This is a genomic window from Anabaena sp. UHCC 0253 (assembly GCF_009712085.1).
Lineage (GTDB): Bacteria > Cyanobacteriota > Cyanobacteriia > Cyanobacteriales > Nostocaceae > Dolichospermum.
The window spans coordinates 604733-623293 of sequence record NZ_VILD01000001.1 but is presented as its reverse complement, the minus strand read 5'-3'; the positions used below and the strand labels follow the sequence as shown (position 1 = coordinate 623293).

11 protein-coding genes and 3 pseudogenes are annotated in these 18561 nt (G+C 39.3%); 3 read left to right on the top strand and 11 right to left on the bottom strand.

What is annotated here, in order from left to right; genetic code table 11:
- Positions 1-322: pseudogene (locus FJR38_RS27645) on the top strand (IS1634 family transposase); the annotation flags it as partial.
- A 542-nt stretch (positions 323-864) separates the two neighbouring features.
- Here the strand turns inward: FJR38_RS27645 and FJR38_RS02735 are convergent.
- The 5 genes and pseudogenes from FJR38_RS02735 to FJR38_RS02715 all read right to left on the bottom strand — a co-directional run.
- Entirely contained in the window at positions 865-2556 is a 1692-nt protein-coding gene (locus FJR38_RS02735) for an alpha/beta hydrolase (RefSeq protein WP_254449324.1), read from the bottom strand.
- Between the two features lie 81 nt (positions 2557-2637).
- Positions 2638-3180, bottom strand: coding sequence for a late competence development ComFB family protein (locus FJR38_RS02730; protein ID WP_168493744.1), 543 nt, complete (start codon positions 3178-3180; stop codon positions 2638-2640).
- A gap of 336 nt (positions 3181-3516) precedes the next feature.
- Positions 3517-4905, bottom strand: a complete 1389-nt coding sequence (locus FJR38_RS02725) for an HTTM domain-containing protein (RefSeq protein WP_217359969.1) — start codon at positions 4903-4905, stop codon at positions 3517-3519.
- A gap of 133 nt (positions 4906-5038) precedes the next feature.
- Entirely contained in the window at positions 5039-6265 is a 1227-nt protein-coding gene (locus FJR38_RS02720; protein ID WP_168535238.1) for a hypothetical protein, read from the bottom strand.
- Between the two features lie 255 nt (positions 6266-6520).
- A pseudogene (locus tag FJR38_RS02715) lies at positions 6521-6670 on the bottom strand (DUF2887 domain-containing protein); the annotation flags it as partial.
- Between the two features lie 433 nt (positions 6671-7103).
- Between FJR38_RS02715 and gyrA the strand changes: the two are divergent.
- Both gyrA and lnt read left to right on the top strand, forming a co-directional pair.
- Positions 7104-9782, top strand: a complete 2679-nt coding sequence (gene gyrA / locus FJR38_RS02710) for a DNA gyrase subunit A (protein WP_168535236.1) — start codon at positions 7104-7106, stop codon at positions 9780-9782.
- A gap of 105 nt (positions 9783-9887) precedes the next feature.
- Positions 9888-11432 (top strand): apolipoprotein N-acyltransferase, encoded by a 1545-nt coding sequence (gene lnt, locus FJR38_RS02705; RefSeq protein ID WP_168535234.1) that lies wholly within the window; start codon positions 9888-9890, stop codon positions 11430-11432.
- Here the strand turns inward: lnt and FJR38_RS02700 are convergent.
- The 6 genes and pseudogenes from FJR38_RS02700 to FJR38_RS28050 form a co-directional block, all read right to left on the bottom strand.
- On the bottom strand, positions 11403-12395 hold the full coding sequence (locus FJR38_RS02700; protein ID WP_168535232.1) for a PleD family two-component system response regulator: 993 nt from the start codon (positions 12393-12395) through the stop codon (positions 11403-11405). The genes lnt and FJR38_RS02700 overlap by 30 nt on opposite strands.
- Before the next feature lie 153 nt (positions 12396-12548).
- Complete coding sequence (locus tag FJR38_RS02695; protein WP_168535231.1) at positions 12549-13013, bottom strand: response regulator; 465 nt, start codon at positions 13011-13013, stop codon at positions 12549-12551.
- A 329-nt stretch (positions 13014-13342) separates the two neighbouring features.
- The gene (locus tag FJR38_RS02690; RefSeq protein ID WP_168535230.1) at positions 13343-15655 is read right to left on the bottom strand and encodes an NACHT domain-containing NTPase; all 2313 of its coding nucleotides are present in this window, start codon (positions 15653-15655) and stop codon (positions 13343-13345) included.
- A 609-nt stretch (positions 15656-16264) separates the two neighbouring features.
- Positions 16265-17068: a tryptophan-rich sensory protein gene (locus FJR38_RS02685; protein WP_168535229.1), complete on the bottom strand. Its 804-nt coding sequence runs from the start codon at positions 17066-17068 to the stop codon at positions 16265-16267.
- A 6-nt stretch (positions 17069-17074) separates the two neighbouring features.
- On the bottom strand, positions 17075-17314 hold the full coding sequence (locus tag FJR38_RS02680; protein WP_168493762.1) for a 2Fe-2S iron-sulfur cluster binding domain-containing protein: 240 nt from the start codon (positions 17312-17314) through the stop codon (positions 17075-17077).
- A gap of 207 nt (positions 17315-17521) precedes the next feature.
- A pseudogene (locus FJR38_RS28050) lies at positions 17522-18561 on the bottom strand (WD40 repeat domain-containing protein); the annotation flags it as partial.

Sequence of the window (18561 nt, the reverse complement as noted above, 5' to 3'; positions counted from 1 at the left end):
GTTGTTTTTTACATCAAGCGTATTTGTAAAAACTCCTGAAAGAGTAGAATCAATAGCAATGATAATGGGATTGTGCTTGTTAGTCTATAATCTTGCACAAAGAAAATTAAGGCAAGAATTAGCTAAATTTGATGATGGGATTAGAAATCAAGTCAATAAAATCACAAATAAACCGACAATGAGGTGGGTATTTCAGATGTTTCAGGCTGTACATTTGGTAATCATAAATGGACAAAAACAAATGAGCAATTTAACGGAGGAACGTGAAAAGATTGTCAGGTATTTAGGAAGGAGTTGTAGTAAATATTATCTAATTATTTGATGAGAGTTTATTAGACCAAAAAAGATGTAGATAGTGATCGATAAAATTAGTAAATAGAAATTTTTAGCAAAGAGTGAAAATATTTTTTGCTGTAATTGTCATGTTTATTTAAGCCGAAATGACTATTTTAATTGAGAGAGAGAATCTATTTTAAAACCTAGCGAAATTAATTTCGGTAATATTCTCTATTTTTTGGTAGATAAAGTTAAACTCAACCAGAAAAATTAGGTAAATAAAATTTTCCTGGCTGGGATTTTTCAAAAATATCAATAATCTGAGTTACATCTGCGGAATGTGGGTTATATAGCGGTAGTGGTGATAAATCTATTAAAGTTTGGGAAATAAAACCTTAGTTAGTGTTGGTAAATAAAAGCATGAATTTGTTTCCCGCTTCCGGCGCAAAGTTTGAACATTCTCTCTTGAGAAGGATTCCTAAAATATAAATAATCTCTAATATGGAATATATATTTTACCCTGAGTGAAGTTGGGGCTTGGTTTACCCTCCAAGCCTTTTTATTTTTCTACCTATTCCCTGTCACCTGTCACCTATTCCCTGTCATACTTTGCATCATTTCCATAATTTCTGGGGGAAGTTCCCGGACTATCCGAAATGGAAATAGCCGAGTTGACGCAATTTGAGCATAGTCAGAAGTCAGAAAAGGCGCATATTGACTAGCTTCGGGGGTTAATTGTGCGGCCATTGCTAAGGTGATACCATTGAGAAAATTCCGCACATCTTTGGCTTGTTCTCCGGTTACTTCTCTACTCAATATCGGTGTATTGGGGATGTTACTTTGATCTACGGTAAAATCAGGATCTTTGACACTCAAATGAGAAGCACCAATGACACCTACTAACCATTTGGGGGAACGAATTTTGGTAAAGCCAATTACTTGCTCGGTTAATGCGGGAGTAGTTTTATCAGCCGAACTAGCTAAAATTAATGTGGGGATTTGCACCTTTGCTAAACCAGTTTCACCAAACATTAAAGATGATACAGGATTGAGAGCGATCGCTTGTTTAATTCTCTCATCTCGCAGTTGATAGGTTGTTTCAGGTAACTCTTGCGCTACACATTGTAGTGCTGCTCCCAAGCTGGCCTGAGCTAAGTTCTGCTGACACTTTTGTTTGAGGCTGTCAATTTGTAATTCACCTCCAGCTAATGCTAAAGCCGTTCCTCCACCAAAGGAATGACCCACAATCATGACGTTATTAGTTGCTAGTTTACCCTGTAAGGGATTATTAGCTGTTTGATTAAGTTTTTCTAATTCATCAAGTATAAAACTGATATCACGCGGACGGTCTAAAAATTCTTGGGGTTCAACCAGCCGCTTTTTACCGTTAAAAGCTGCGTTGCTACTGGTTTCGTTACTTCCTGGATGTTCTAAAGCTGCAACTACATAACCATGGGAAGCCAGATGTTTTGCTAAGTAACGCAAGTCAGTTCCCACTGAACCCAAACCGTGAGAAAAGACAATTACAGGTTTGTTTGTACTGATAGCAGTTGACCAATAAATATCTAGAGGAATTTGTCGTTGACGCTTTTGATCATTTAACTCTAAGGTAATTGTTTGTACCTGTGCGCTTCCTGGTTGTGTGGGATCTAGAGAATAAGTAACTTTGACATCTCTGGGGTTAAGTTGAGGAGAAATCGCCAACATAAACTGCTGGGTGCGGAAAAAAGCACTGTTCAAACCCTTGAGGACATTGATAGTTTGGGGTAAATCAATTTCTAGGCGTTGACTGGGATAGGCCGCAATAAAACTCAGTGCAGATAAACCCTGTGGAGAAGTAGCACCTAAAATTAATCCCGCTCTCATAGCTTGTATTCCAGCTTGATCTCGACGGGTAATAGCGGTGGAGATATCACCGAGAATTGTTGTCCCAATTTGGGTATTGATTAATTTATCTAACGTCACCACATTTATGGGTACTTTGGCTTTTAAGCCTTCCAGAAAGAAGCGACGTTGCTCTTCGGTCATTCTTTTGGTGTAAATTCCTAAACTAGCTGGTAATTTGCCAGTTTGCACCGACTCTTTTAACTCATCCAGTGATACGGATTCTGCTAAAGGTCCGTAGCGAATTACAACTGTATCTGCGGCTTGTACAGAGCTATTAACGCCAAAAAACGGCTTGAGAACGATACCTTCGGCTATTGTAGCGATCGCACAAAATACACCTGCAAATACCTGGAGGCTCTTCCTGTTTTTCCCTGTCAACATCTTGTATTGCATCTCAAATTAGGAGATTTTACCTTATTTTTAGGCTGTTAACCCATCTCTAAGTATAATCCCTAGCTTAACTGGCAATTTAAATTAATAACGATAAGTTTCCCAGTGATCTGTGCTGTGGCGTGAACGATTATAATTATTTGTACCTGTGGATGTCGCTTTTTTGGATGTTAATGTATGCTCCACAATATTAGGTAAATTTTCCCATGATAAATCTTCCCGTCCCAGCACAACTTTTAATTTTTCTAATGCCGCATTTGCAATCTGATTAATTTCTCCATTCTCTTCTGTAGAATAAATCAGATCACTAATCCGCAAAGGATCTCTCTGCACAGCGATAATCCCTTGCTGTACTGCTTTATTAATTTGTTGATTAAACTCTGTTTTAGCGCGATGTAACTGTCTTTGCCAACCTTTTCTACTAGTTGCATACAAAGAAGGCAGGCGATTTAAAGCATAGGCCACTACATCTGGTGTTTTGATATATCTGGCAGCTTTAATGGGTAATAATTGGATTTGCTTTTCCACTTCCTCTACTACTAATAATTCCATAACATTATGAGAATTTCTCATTTTATTGGGTTTAGATGGAGTTTGGGAATATAATGAAGGGCGTAGTGTTGACATAATTACAATTTTTTTATGTATTTGAAGTTACTTTTTGTGAAAATTTTGATCAAAAATCCTCTTAACTAGATTAATGATCTTAATGAATATAGATACTTAGTTTAACTAATATATAGTCCTCATGTAAATGTGGGTTTTACCTAAACACTATAATCTTATTACAAGCTTTAAATTTATATCCAATTATTTTATCCTGCCTTGATATAACGGTATCTATTTGGATAAAATCCAAAATGTGGGATAAAAGCTATACAAAAAAGTAGAGACGTATGAAGGAAACATCTCTACATCTTGCTATCAATCAAGTATTTTTTAACACAAATACAATAATCGCAATCACTTGATTGGAAGTGTTTCAGTTAATGGCAAAATCCATGATGAAGGTTTTAAAGAACGCCGTTGAGTGACAAGATCAACCCCTGGATCAATGAATAATTGGGGATTACGCCCATTTAGCGATAACTCTGATCGTACTCTCACCTCAATTTGTGCATATCCGGCGGCGCGTAGTTCATCTGCAAGATGATGGCTGAATTGTAAAATCATATCTGGTCGTCCCACCATAGTGCGAACCTGCCAGCGAGCCAGATAATTGTCTGGATCAAACTCCCAGGTTTGATTTTCAATAGGATCAGTGACAAAAAACTGTATATCTCCCCGCTTACTCAATAGTTTCATGTGCCACGAAAAGCGATGCCCTTCATAGGTCCAATTAACGTTTCCTGGATAAAGAAAGTGACGGAAAGGAATGAGAATTTGTAGTATCAGATATATGCTTAATAAAGCGCAGGTATTGGCTCGCCACCAGCGCAAATATTTTGGTTTGATGAGTGGAGTTGGATGACACTGTTTGACAGTCCACCAACGTTTCATTAAGCGTCGAGGAAAGTCAGGGTTGAAGAAGATAGCTGTAGACGCAATCATCAGCCAAGGAAAAATGCCGATGGAAAACAACCGGAAATTCATTAAATGAAAAATTACAGCAAACACAAAAGCAACTAACCGCGTTCGTCGCCACAGCAGACAGGGAAAAACCAGTAAATCTAAGAGAAAACCACCGTAGCTAAGAAGATACACCATCCATGATTCCGTGAAATACTGCCCGATGATCGGAAAATCGGTTCGGGATGATAACCACATTGTCATCGGTTGGGCGTGCAGTAACCAATCAGGATTTATTTTGGCGATCGCTGCATAAAAATAAACAATGCCAATCTGAACGCGAAGCAGCCAAATCGGCCAGGCCGGAATAGTATCAGAGTAAATTTCTGGGCGCTGTCGAGCATCAATCGAAAAGGCTCGGTTAGCCGGTAAAAAAATGAGCAGAAAACTCAGCAGACATACCAGATAAAAATGGTTAAGATATCGCGCTTGCTCTAGCAGAAAAGTGTACGTAAAGCCCACAAAAAATAGAGCCGCACTAACTCGGTATTTAAATCCAATTGTGATAAAAAATGCTAATATTCCTAACACGACAAACAGCACATACATACCGTTTTCAGGTAAAGGTTTTACCCAGTCAAAGCCGTAATAGGTAAAATTAAAGGGTGGATCAATCCAGTAGCGTTTAATCCAGCCATTATTAAAGTAGCGCCAAACTTCCCAAAGCATGATTGCACCGAACACAATCCGAAAGTAAACCAGGGAAGCAATATCTATGGGTAGAAATAACCAATTATGGAAAGCAACAAGCCCATCAGAAATGCTGCGGGTGTGATCAGACAAGCCAACCTGCGCCAGCTTTTTCTGTATAAATAAGCGCATAACGGCAGTAAATAATCATGAGATTTTTTCATGAAAATTATAGCTGCTTCTCGCCTAGTATATTATTTCTCAATGCCCCATCAGCAACCCCAAATTAAAGTTTTTGTCCTGTATAAATAGATCGCACCTCACCGTTACGACGAATAATAGCTTCACCATTACTAACTTCTACTAAGGTCCAACCTGTAGCACCAATATTTTCACCTAAATTAATCCGGCGACTGATACCATCAACTTTAAACAAAGCTACAGATTTATTACCCAACTCCAATAATCCTTCCAACTGTGCAGAATAGGTAGGTGAGTAAACCTGTGGTGGTGTATTAACAGCTTCTTGCGCTGGTGGGGCAATAGTCGGTAATTTTGGTGGTGCGACTTTCAACGGTTGAGGATTGACTGTAACTGGGTTGAGGTTAACCTGTGTAGTATTCGTTGTTGGTTTAGTTGCTGGTTGGGCAGTCTTATTAGGAAGATTATTCACCCCTGAAGATGAAGACGGTGGTATGGGAACTGCGGGAACAGTTGGTACTTGATAACGGGGTACTGGAGACTGATAAACTGGAATATATATCCGCTCAACCACATTGGGAGGATTTAAGCGACTGTTAGCTGCTACAGGTAAAGGTAAAGTCTCAGTTGGTTGAGTATTTGGTAATGGTAAGCCAGTTGTTTGGTTAAGATTAACAGGAGGAAATCCGGCTTTAACAGTTGTTTTGTAATTGGTTGCTCCTTGTTGTTCTATAACTGCCAAGGCCTCCAACATATAATTGACTAAATCTAACTGAGGATCTGTTTTCACAGACACAGGTGATGGAATCTGGGTATTTGGCAAATTAGGGGAAGTTAATTGGGTTGTTAAAGTAGTTAATAAACCAGACTCCGTTAAATAGAGCATACCCAAGGTAGCCGCAGTTAAGCCTAATCCCATGAATATTAGTTTACTTATACCACCCGTTTGTGGTTGATCTTGAGTAGTAATTGCCCTGACAGAGGGGGGATTAACTACTAGTGTTGTAGTTTGTACGTTTTTAATTGGTGCAGCGGACTGTAATGAATGATTGAGTGTAGAAGGCAAAACCACATCAGGCATTGTAAATTTCATGGTTTGCACAGGGACATATTCGTTCTTGGAACTATAGTAATTCCGCTGACTTCGACCATCTAAAATGTTGTCAATATCACTAAAAAGTTCATCCATTAAGCCTTCAGCATAGGTTTCTATTGACCAAGGCTCATTACTAACGATATCTATAGCTAACGCTGCGTTGGCGCTATCAGATGCTTCTGAAATAAGTAAATCAGTGCTGGATTTTGGTAACATAAGCTTTCTTCTGTTGTAGCTGAAAATAATGGGAAAACAACACGGCTACTGCTGTGGAAATCAACTAACTTTTGATCTTTCTTGCCAGAGTAGAAGTTTGATCTAGCTAATGGTATTAAATTGTACTCTGTTATGCAAATTGTAGATAACATTAGTTAGAAAATTTATAGTAGGGGTGCAGCGCCAGCGCCCAGTCAGAAGTTAGTAGGGGCGCAGGGCTTGCACCCAGTCTCCTCTCCCTGCTCCTGCTTAGGAAAAAACTCCAACTAATCTAAAGGCTGTTTGTTTGACTTCAATTGATGCAAATTGATGAAGTTCGGCTAGTTGGGGAGAGTTTCCAATAAGTTTAAAAAATATACTGGGTATTTCTGGAAATAATCGGTAAAATATGCTGTCTGGTTTCATTTTTAAAATTTGTTTTAAGCGATTTTTTTATAAAATACATTGATTTTTTGATCATTAAATTTTTCTTCCGGTTGATTGTTTAGCATAAGTTCTATAGGACTCATATTTAATTTTATATAGCTGGCGTGGCGTAGCTATATAAACCCACTATACCTTATATTTCTTCTTTTCTGTTCCCTACCTCTACGAGTAAATTTAGGAATCAAACCGGATTATTATATATATTTAATATTAGTTAATAACTCCGGATTTAATTTTTCTTTTCAGTTTCTAATTTACTATTTTTGGAGATTGGATAGTATTTGTGCTAATTGGGTGACAATATGTTAGAATTATAGCAAAATATGACAACTATTCAAAGTTAATTTGACATAATTTTGTATTTTGTCAAGTTGAAGGCTAAAATCTACATTTTTTTGGAGTTTTGGAGTTTATGACAACCTCACAGGAGAGGATTATCCCGACAGATTTGCGAGGTGAAATGTCGCGGTCTTATCTAGAATACGCCATGAGCGTAATTGTAGGTCGGGCGTTGCCAGATGCTAGGGATGGTCTTAAACCTGTGCATCGTCGCATCCTCTATGCTATGCACGAACTGGGTTTACTACATGATCGCCCCTTTAGAAAATGCGCCCGTGTGGTGGGGGAAGTCTTGGGTAAATATCACCCTCACGGTGACACGGCAGTGTATGATGCTTTGGTGCGGATGGCGCAGGATTTTTCCATGCGATCGCCTCTCATCAGTGGACATGGTAACTTTGGTTCAGTAGACAACGATCCTCCAGCGGCAATGCGGTACACGGAATGTCGCTTGCACGCCTTAACCAGTATTGCCCTCCTCCAAGATATTGAAGCTGAAACCGTAGATTTTGCTGATAACTTCGATGGTTCTCAACAAGAACCCACGGTTTTACCTTCCCGCATTCCCCAACTATTGCTAAATGGTTCTTCGGGTATTGCTGTGGGAATGGCTACAAATATTCCCCCCCATAACTTGGGAGAATTGATTGATGGGTTAGTAGCACTAATTCACAATCCCGAAATAACTGATATTCAGTTAATGCAGTATATTCACGGTCCCGACTTCCCTACCGGGGCGCAGATTTTGGGAGTCAGTGGCATTAAAGAAGCTTACACCACTGGACGCGGTTCAATTACCATGCGTGGTGTTGCCAATATTGAAACCATCGCCCAACGCAACCGTCCAGAACGGGAAGCAATCATCATCACCGAATTGCCTTATCAAACCAACAAAGCGGCATTAATTGAGAAAATTGCCGAATTGGTAAATGATAAACGCATTGATGGCATTGCAGATATCCGGGACGAAAGCGATCGCGACGGCATGAGAATCGTCATAGAATTAAAACGTGATGCCTATCCCCGCGTCGTTTTAAATAACCTTTATAAACAAACCCCTTTACAGGCTAACTTTGGGGCAAATATGTTGGCTTTAGTCAACAGTGAACCCCTCACCCTCAACCTCAAACGCTTCCTCAGCGTCTTCCTAGATTTCCGCATTCTCTCCATTGAACGCCGGACGCGCTACGAACTCCGCAAAGCAGAGGAACGAGATCACCTCCTGCAAGGATTATTAATTGCCCTATCACGGTTAGATGCAATTATTGTTTTAATTCGTCATGCACCAGACGCACCCACAGCCAAAGGTGAGTTAATTAACACTTATGGACTTTCGGAAGTACAAGCAGACGCAATTTTGCAAATGCAACTGCGGCGGTTGACAGCCTTAGAAGCTGATAAAATTCGCCTAGAACACGAAGATTTACAAGTTAAAATTGCCGACTTACTGGATATTTTAGCTAAACGGGAACGGGTGCTAGAAATCATTCAAACCGAAATCGCCCAAATCAAAACTAGCTTTGCCACACCCCGACGGACAGTAATTACCCATGGGGAAGGAGATATAGATGACATTGACTTAATTGCTAACGAAAAAGCAATTATTCTTGTCACCGAACAAGGTTACATCAAACGGATGCCCGTTAACACCTTTGAATCCCAAAGCCGGGCTACTAGAGGTAAAGCCGGGGCGAAAGTCAAAGATGATGATACCATTGAGCATTTCCTAACTTGCTGCGACCATGATAGTATCTTATTTTTTAGCGATCGCGGTGTCGTCTACTGCCTGAGAGCATATCAGATTCCCGTCAGTTCTCGCACCAGTCGAGGCACACCGATTGTGCAAATGTTACCAATTCCCAAAGAAGAAAAAATTACCTCCATAGTCCCCGTAAGCGAATTTAGCAGCGAAGAATACCTCGTCATGCTCACCAAAGGCGGTAACATCAAAAAAACCGTCCTCGAAGCATTTAGCCACATTCGCGCCAACGGATTAATTGCCATATCCTTAGAAGAAGGCGACCAACTGCGCTGGGTGAGACGAGCTAGAGTCGAAGACAGCATCATAATTGGTTCACGTCAAGGGATGGCCATTCACTTCCGCTGTACTCATGATCAACTGCGTCCCCTTGGTAGAGCCACTCGTGGTGTAAAATCCATGAAACTCAAGAATAAAGACGAACTTATCGGCATGGATATTCTACCAGCCGCTGTTCTCGATACCTTGGATTCTGTCATAGAAGCGGAAATAGAAGAAGGCGAAAATACCCTTGAAATCGCCGAAATCGAAAATACTGAAGAAATTGTAGAAACCGCCGAAATCGCTGAAATCGAAAATGTAGAAAATAGCGAAGAAATTGAAAATAGCGAAGAAATCGCAGAAGTCACCAATACCAACAGTATTGGACCCTGGGTATTAGTCATTACCATGGGCGGTTATGGTAAGCGTGTTCCTGTTTCTCAATTCCGACTCCAAAACCGTGCCGGACAAGGTTTAATGGCTACCAAATTCAAAAACCGCAAAACCAAAGACAAATTAGCCACCTTGCGAATTGTCAACAGCGACGAAGAAATCATGATGGCCACCAATCGCGGTATCATCATTCGTCAAGCGGTCAATGCCATTTCTATCCAATCCAGATCAGCCACCGGAGTTAGAGTGCAACGTCTAGACGAAGATGATGCCATTACCGGAGTTGCAATTGTTCCCCCCGACACAGGAGATAATGGTGAACTAGAAGAAGCAGAATAGACCATTCAAAATTAGACGTTTCTGAATTGAAGCATGAAACTCTCTGAGACTCTGCGCCTCTGCGTGAGACATACTCTTATTCAGCAACGTCTAAAATTAAACAAAATGATCAAACTCGGACAGCATAAGATTTCCAAACCCATCACCTATTACACCTTATCATTCATCAGTGGGATATTAATGGGGGCAACCGTCGCCCCTATTGGTGCATGGTTCTTAGCCTGGATTGCCCTTGTCCCCTTGTGGATATTAGTTATTAACTATACATCTAAAATAGATCCCCCTGCCCCCTGCCCCCTGCTCCCTGCCCTAATTTGGGGTATCGGTTATCACGGAGTTGCTTTGTCATGGATTAGAGGGATTCATCCAATGGATTGGTTGGGAGTCCCATTCTTACCAAGTCTGACTATTACTCTCCTTTGTTGGGCATTTATTAGCCTTTGGGGGGGAATCTTAGTCTCTGTTTGGGCGGCTTTAATGGTGCGTCTAGATAAGGGAAACCCTTGGTTGCGTGTTCTCTTTGGTACAACCCTTTGGTGTGGCTTAGAAAGCCTCTGGAGTGTCAGTCCGCTTTGGTGGAGTTCTCTTGCTTACACTCAATCACCGCATAATCTCGTAATTTTACATTTAGGGCAACTTTCTGGACCGAATGCTGTTACAGCGGTGATTGTGGCGTTTAATGGGTTAATTGCGGAATGTCTCACGCAAAGGCGCAAAGGCGCAAAGGAAGAAAGAAATACTATTTATTTGGCTGTTTCGTTATTAATTATTTCTCATTTTGTCGGCTTTATTCTCTACACTGCACCCCTAAATTTAACCCCAAGTACGGCTTTGAAAATTGGCGTTATTCAAGGGAATATTCCTAATAAAATTAAGGTTCGTCCTGAAGGTTTGCGGCGGGCGATTACAGGTTATACGGAAGGATATTTAAATTTAACTAATCAAGGTGTGCAAGCTGTTTTGACACCGGAAGCTGCTATCCCTATTTTTTCTAGTAATTTATCCCAAACTGCTTTATTAGCTGCTATTCGAGAAAAGGGTGTAATCGCTTGGATAGGTGCTTTTGGGGAACAGGGAAGTAGTTATACAAATAGTTTATTTACGGTTCTAGGGAATGGGGAAGTTACCACTCGTTATGATAAATCTAAACTTGTTCCTTTAGGAGAATATATTCCTTTTGAAAATATTTTAGGTGGGATTATTCAACGTTTATCACCATTAGAATCACACCAAGTTCATGGTGCAGCTAATCAAACTTTTGATACTCCTTTTGGTAGGGTGATTGTGGGTATTTGTTATGAATCTGCTTTTGCAGAAAACTTCCGTTATCAAGCTTCTATGGGTGGGAAATTTATTCTCAGTTCTTCCAATGATGCCCATTATACTGCGGCAATGGCAGATCAACATCATGCCCAGGATATCATGCGGGCAATTGAAACTGATAGGTGGGCTGTAAGGGCAACAAATACAGGTTATTCGGCATTTATTAATCCTCATGGGCAAACTATCTGGAAATCGGCTTATGATACCTATCAAAGCCATGCTGAAACTATTTATCCTCGTCAAACCCAAACTTTATATGTGCGTTGGGGTGATTGGTTGATGCCTTTATTATTGGTTTTATCTGCTGTGGCTTGGTTCGTGCTGTGATAATTTTGGCTCTGACGATCGCTCATTTACTCCTGGTAAGCTGCGATCGCGTCCAGCTACCTTTGCTTCATATAGCAATACATCCGCAGCCGCAATTATTTCCTGAAAACTAGAATTAGGCTGAGGAATTACCGTTGATAATCCAGCAGTTAAGGTGACATGAGAACTAACTTGTGAATTGTGATGAGGAATCGCCAATGCGCGTACAGCCAAACAAATTTTCTCAGCTAGGTAAGCAGCCCCTTCTAGGTTTGTCTGCGGCAAAATTACGGCAAATTCGTCACCACCATAACGAACCACTAAATCAGCAGGACGTTGCACAACATCTTTGATAGTTTGAGCAATTTCATAAAGACAGCGATCGCCTGAAACATGACCATAAGTATCGTTGTAGGATTTGAAACAATCAACATCGCAGAGAATGAAAGAAATAGGCTGTTGTTCTCGAATTTGGCGTTGCCATTCCAGGGACAAATACTCTTCAAACCGTCGCCGATTAGCCACTTGAGTTAAGTCATCAAGATTAACTAATAGTTTTAATTGTTGATTATCAGCAATAAGTTTTTGCTGTAACCGAGATTGCTCAATCGAATATCTTACCCGTTTTTGCAAAATTGGCCAATGAATGGGTTTGATCAAATAGTCTGTGACACCTACTTCAAATGCACGGTCAATTGAATGTTGATTATCAAGAACTGTAATCATAAAAACTGGAATGTACTTTTTAGATTCAACAGACAAAAAGTTTCGACAACAATCGAACCCATCTAGCTCTGATATCAGGGCATCAATTATTACTAAATCAGGATGCAGGTTGTGAAAAATATTTATTGCCTCTATGCCATTTTTGGCTTCGGCTACTTGATATCCTTCCTGTTCTAGTACAAGTCGCAATTCTTTCCGATAAAATGCTGCATTGTCAACAATGAGAATTAAAGGTTGGTCTCTTTCAGTAGCGTTCATTTTCATAACTGATATGATATCACCAAAATGGTTTTTTACATAAGCTGAAGACTTATGCAAGATTGAACTCAAAACCTGATTTCTGTGTAGAGGTAATTCCTGAATTACCCCTACTTCCGTTCTGTTTTGGTCAAGGTCTATTTTTCCTAGTCTTTATATTTGTACCAACAAGACATCTTTCTCTACTATTTGATCAATTATTTTACTAGTCCATAATAAGTTAACCACCATGATCATCAAGTGATCGATATCAAATGGTTTCAGTAAATATCTTTCAACCTCTATATCGGTAATTTCCTTAATTAAACTTGTGTTGCAAGTGGACGTAACAATAATGGGAATATCATTCATATTATTTGTTGCCATCAGACTTAATTTATTGAACAATTTGCTCACACTTTCACCTAAAAATCTAATTTCACAAATGATGATATTAGGAACAAACCAATGCAGGATTTCTAAAGCTCCCTTGATAGAGCTAGATACCATAACATTTGCACCAAAACCTGTTAAAAAAATACTATACAACAATCCGCTGTCAACATCGTTATCTACAACAAGTATCTGTACATTTTCGAGAATTGTAACCTTAAAAGGAGAGGAAATTCTAGTATCCATAATAAATCCTACAATCGAGTGTATTAGACATATCCAAAAATTAAATAGGGCTTTCTGAAACCCTTGTAGGGACAATTACAGCGATTTTCGGGTAAATGAACCACATTTTATATCTCACGCAAAGGCGCAAAGGAAGAAAGGAATAGAAAAATCTGCGTGTGGTGCAAATACATGAAAAATGCTGTAATTCATGAATTGTGCCTACATTATTTTTTGGAGATGTCTATAAAATTGCCTACTCCTGTAGTATGATTTGGTGCTGTTTGATTTTATGAATGACTTGATGAATCACAACACAAAACTTATTTAAAATAATTGTGGCAATACAGTTATTGCCATTCTCGGTCTTCAAGTTCCTTCTGCGGTAACAATAAGGTAGCTTCAATTTCCTGTCTGATAGCAGCAGTTACCTCACAATTACTATGCAGACAATCAAGTAATAATTGATTGGCATCATAGTAGCGTTGCAACACTTGCTGTTGGTCAGCACTAAACTGCCACTGGTGGTTAATATCGCGGTAGTTTGTTACCGTTAACCTTAACTGTTCAGCCCAGGCCGAATAGCTGGTTTTAAACCATAACTGAAACCGTTCTTGATTTTGGTTAGAATTGGGCAATTGCTCAGAGAGTTGTTGCAAAGATTTATAGAGTCCAAGATCCAGAACAATTCCCAGAATGTTCGAGAGTGCATCTGCACAAACATGGAAATGGGCAAAGTCTTGGCTCTTATCAATTGCACAGCCCACCAGCAGGTTATCTAAAGCCGCATCAAGAAACATCCCTTGATCAAGGCTACTGGCTAAAGCAAAATGAGGAGCTATGCGCGGAGTCCGACTCAAAGCCAGGTAAAATGCCCGCACTGCGGCATCTTTTGGTTGGGTGGGAATAGTGCGCGATTTTTGGCTGGCCCAGGTCAAAAACTCTTGTAAATAAGGGTCTTGGGCAACCAGAGCATCAATCTGTTGCTTCATCAACTGCACCAAAGAGTCTGCACTCCGAAGCATGGTAGCTGTTAATAAAAAGATTTCTCGCCAGTGCGGGTCCGTAATATGACTTACCAGTCCTTCTAGCGCCTGTTCTAATGCTTGGAGGTTATAGCTGGCAACGATTTTTCTGGCTGTGAAGTATTCTTGAAACGCCAGATAGGAGAAGGAAAAAATTCCCCGCGCCCGTTCTGCTAGTAGTCCGTGTTGAGATTCGATTGCCTTGAGCGCGGCTTCGCTTTCTATTTGCAGTTCATCTGCATCCATTGGCAGTTTGGTTAGGTTCTGAATATAGTCACCAATGTATTGCTCAATGATACGTTGCTCAAAAAAGTATTGACCTTTCTCAAATGTCGCTGCGGCAATTTGACTCAGTAATTTAAGCTTTTGTGGTAATAAAAATCCCCGATAAACGTCATCTCTTTCTACACCTCTAGCTTCATCCCATTTACCTAAGAGCAGGTCTAGACCTTGTTTATAAAAGTCAGTGCGCTTAGTTGGAAATTTTTCTTGACCGTGAAATACCCAACAGGCAAGATGTAGAAATAGGGGTGTGACAACAAGTTGGCGAAATTGCCAATTTTCAGCTAAGTCTAGTTTGTGAATAAAGTCAACGGACTGAATTTGACCATCTTCACTGTTGGTTTTGGTAAAGGCTACAAACCATTTTCGCGCGAAGGCTCGGATTTGTTCTGAGGTAAACGGGGCAATTTCCACATCAGTAAAACCCCTCAGTCTGAGTCTTTGTGCTGCTGTTCGACAGGTGGCTACCAAATGATTTTTGTGATACTTCTCTGAAAATCTGCGAATTTCGCTTAAGACAGCATTACTTTGTTGGTTAAGAACTTCATCCATCCCATCAAGTAAGAGTAAGACTCTGCCCCCATTTAGTAAGGTTTCTAGAACTGCGAGATCGGCAATCCCAGATGTCATAAACTCCCGTTGGATATAATTTAAGAGGCTAAACTCGTTACTGACTTTAGATTCTTCCGCAAAATTTCTCAGTGTGATGAAAATCGGCACTTGATTCGCTGCAAATGCACCTTGGTTACACTGAATGGCGAGATGTTGTAAAAAAGTAGTTTTACCTACGCCTGGTTTGCCTAATACTCTCAGCTTGGAGTATGTTTCCACTGCTTCTATACCAGATATTTGCCTTTGGTTAGTTTCACCTAAGCCAAAACGGTCAAATTCCTTGGGATCAAGGTTTTGCAGTTCAGTGATTTCTAAATACTGTTGACTGGCAATTTCTTCCAGAATATTTAAATCTACGTATATGTCATCGATCGCCACAGGACGACTAATATCCAATAACTGCAAAATGCCGCATTGGTCTTGAATTTTGTCAAAACGTTGCGATCGCACTTGTTCCACTAATTTATCAATATCCAGGATAGAAGACTGGGTGGATTCTTCTCTGTCTATAAATTCTGCTGGTGGTTCGGTAGCAATCTCTCGCCAATCTAGTTCTAATATCGAACAAATTTCAATAAATGTTAGTCGCTCAATAGGTTGTCCACTAAAAAACCGCCAAATCGGTTGCCGGGTTTTTAAATTGACTTCAACAGACAAATTTTCCTGCGTCCACCCCTTGCGCGCAAATGCTATTTTAGCCTGTTGAATTCCCGTAGATGATGCCTGGAGCGATCGCTTCGCCATAGGATAAAAATCTGCGCCTCTAAGTTTTAAATCTAATTTTTAATAAAAGGTTGCACTATTAAATTTTTTTGTCCTCTTAAAAGCCTACCCTATTAATCTTATACAAAATATCAGAATATTCCCTCTTTTTTTTAAGTTTTGTGACAAAATCAAACATTATACATTCATATTATACATCTCAATCTTTTGTTAATACTTGAACTCCAACATTGATCTGTACTGCTATAGAAGTACCAATGGAAAATTCACTGATGAATAATTACTTACCCAGTTATTCTACTTGTATTAATAGATACAGCAATTCCCATTTTAGTGAGGTGCAAGAAAAAAGAATTAACCGCAGATGGAAGAGGATAAACGCAGATGAACGCAGATAATTTTGTACCTTGTTAGACTAAGAAATGCTATGTCACCTCAATATAACTTTTGAATGAATTCAAAAGTTATTGTTCCAGAAACTGGCTAATTTTTATCTATCAAACTTACATAAAAAGTCAGAGATCCTTATCAATTCACAAAATATATAAAATCATGAAAATCACTGAATTAACTGATATATCAAGGGGTTCTGGAAGAATAAACAAACACAAGAAAGTAGTAATAAAACTCTTACTCTCTGTGCCTCTGCGCCTCTGCGTGAGGTAAATTCATACCTTTAATGATGGCCACAAAAACCAGCATAACCGCCAAAAATATCGCAAAATTCCGCAATACATCAATATTACTATGTTTAACAGCGATCGCTATTAATGCCCAAACTGTCACACCAGCATAAGCAATATCCTTGTACCTAAACACAATCACAGCCGCAATTGCAGTGGCTATCACCAGCAAAATAATCGTCCATACCTGATTATTAATTCCCCCACCATTCCAACCATAAAAATACAGCGCCGAAGCGACATTCACCACAGTTGCGACACTAATCCAACTCAGATAAATACTAATAGGATAATGTAAACAAAACTTTTTAGTTCGAGATACACGCTTTTTCCCAATTCCTAAAACATGATAAGTAACCATCAACGGTACTAAAATACCTAACATGGCCACAACAGAAAGGGTAAAAAGTCTCGATAAAAATAAATATACCCAAATACTTTGAAAAACAGAAGCAATAACTAACAAATATCCTACTTTTCGTAAATCTTCATCCTGTTTTTGATTAGGTAGAACTTGATAAATTGCTAAAGCAAATAATCCTAAATAAATCAGTCCCCACACAGCAAAAGCATAATTAGCGGGGATAACTAAGACATCTTGAAATAAAGTGTTAGAAATTGCCCCTATACTCAGTCCATTTAGTGGAAAAATATTGGAGACAATATTCACCACAAAAGCACCAACAATAGCCACTAAAGTAGCTATTTGTCGAATAAAATCTTGGTTGTTGTGAGAGGTTGATTGTTGCATAGATCATTACCAAGTTGGATCACTAAAAAGATGGATAGTTAATTTCTCTTTTCCCGGTGGAACTGCGGTAATACAAGCCCGAACAATTTCCCCATCATCTAATTCTACCGTACAAGCGTGGCAAGTTCCCATTAGACAACCAGTAGGAATGGATACCCCAGCTCTTTCTGCTACATCTAACAGCGGTTCTCCTACTTCAGCATTAACAGTAATATCATCAGGTAAAAAATTAATTTGCATAGTCATTTTTCAGTTTTAATTTGTTAATTACGAATTATGTCATCCCAACTTTATTAGGACTTACGCAAAATATCTCTGAAACCCTCTTTTCTTCGTTCCTTCGTTCCTTCGTTCCTTCGTTCCTTCGTGGTTCGTTCTTTCGTGACTTGTGCGTAAGTCCTGTTTATATAAAGCTGCATAAAACAAACCCTGTAGAAACGTTCCTCATCTTCCCTAATCTTTTTTACATAAAGTGTGATAATTTTGCTCACGGTAGGCATCTTTTCTATTAATGTTTAAATTGTGTAGCAAATAATCCTTTAATATGGTGCAATTATTTTCCAGTAAATTTTCTAATGTAATATCTGACAAATTCCGCAAAATGATATTACCTTTACCACTACCAGCCCCTAACATTTTACCATCAGGACTAAAACTGACACTAGTTAATTCTTCTTCATCACCTTTTAAAGCCATTAGTAAAGTACCGTCTTGATCCCACAACCTGATTTTATTATCACTGCTTACCGCCAGCATTTTACCATCAGGACTAAAGTTAACACTAATAAAACCATCACCATATCCCATTAGTGTTTTTTTCAATTGGCCATTTTGATTCCAAATTTTCACTGTACTATCCAGACTAACTGAAGCTAAAACATCACCATTAGGCGACCAGGCTACACCGTTGACTCTGCGAGTATGACCAATGATATCTTTAACTAGATTGCCATCACTTGTCCATAGTTTCACCAGTTTGTCATCACTAACTGACGCTAATAATTTACCATTAGGACTAAAACTTACCCAATTAACAGCATCAGTATGACCATGTAAAGTTTTTAGTAATTTACCATGGCGATTCCATAATTTAATTGTTTTATCCTTACTAGCAGAAGCTAAAATATTACCATCAGGAGACCATGATACAGCTAGAACAGCATCAGTATGACCCTGTAAAGTTTTTAGTAATTTACCATTGCGATCCCATAATTTTACTGTTTTATCCTTACTAGCAGAAGCTAAAATACTCTCGTTTCTATCAGCTTCTGGGTGGATAGGAGACCAGGCTACACCCCAAACTTGATCATTATGACCTGTGAGTATTCTGAGTAATTCACCATTGTGATTCCAGATTTGGATTGTTTTATCTCGACTTGCACCAGCGATCGCACTATTATCAGCACTAAAACTAATACTTGTTACCCAATCATTATTAACTTGGGGATTACGTAAAATTAAGCGATCCCAACGCCAGAGGATAATAGTTTTAT

Bases quoted from the DNA above. Each gene is read 5' to 3' on its own strand.
- lnt (WP_168535234.1), top strand. From the start codon at position 9,888: ATGATCAAACTCGGACAGCATAAGATTTCCAAACCCATCACCTATTAC.
- FJR38_RS02730 (WP_168493744.1), bottom strand. From the start codon at position 3,180: ATGTCAACACTACGCCCTTCATTATATTCCCAAACTCCATCTAAACCC.
- FJR38_RS02720 (WP_168535238.1), bottom strand. From the start codon at position 6,265: ATGTTACCAAAATCCAGCACTGATTTACTTATTTCAGAAGCATCTGAT.
- FJR38_RS02700 (WP_168535232.1), bottom strand. From the start codon at position 12,395: ATGAACGCTACTGAAAGAGACCAACCTTTAATTCTCATTGTTGACAAT.
- FJR38_RS02685 (WP_168535229.1), bottom strand. From the start codon at position 17,068: ATGCAACAATCAACCTCTCACAACAACCAAGATTTTATTCGACAAATA.
- FJR38_RS02680 (WP_168493762.1), bottom strand. From the start codon at position 17,314: ATGACTATGCAAATTAATTTTTTACCTGATGATATTACTGTTAATGCT.
- FJR38_RS02695 (WP_168535231.1), bottom strand. From the start codon at position 13,013: ATGGATACTAGAATTTCCTCTCCTTTTAAGGTTACAATTCTCGAAAAT.
- gyrA (WP_168535236.1), top strand. From the start codon at position 7,104: ATGACAACCTCACAGGAGAGGATTATCCCGACAGATTTGCGAGGTGAA.
- FJR38_RS02735 (WP_254449324.1), bottom strand. From the start codon at position 2,556: ATGCAATACAAGATGTTGACAGGGAAAAACAGGAAGAGCCTCCAGGTA.
- FJR38_RS02690 (WP_168535230.1), bottom strand. From the start codon at position 15,655: ATGGCGAAGCGATCGCTCCAGGCATCATCTACGGGAATTCAACAGGCT.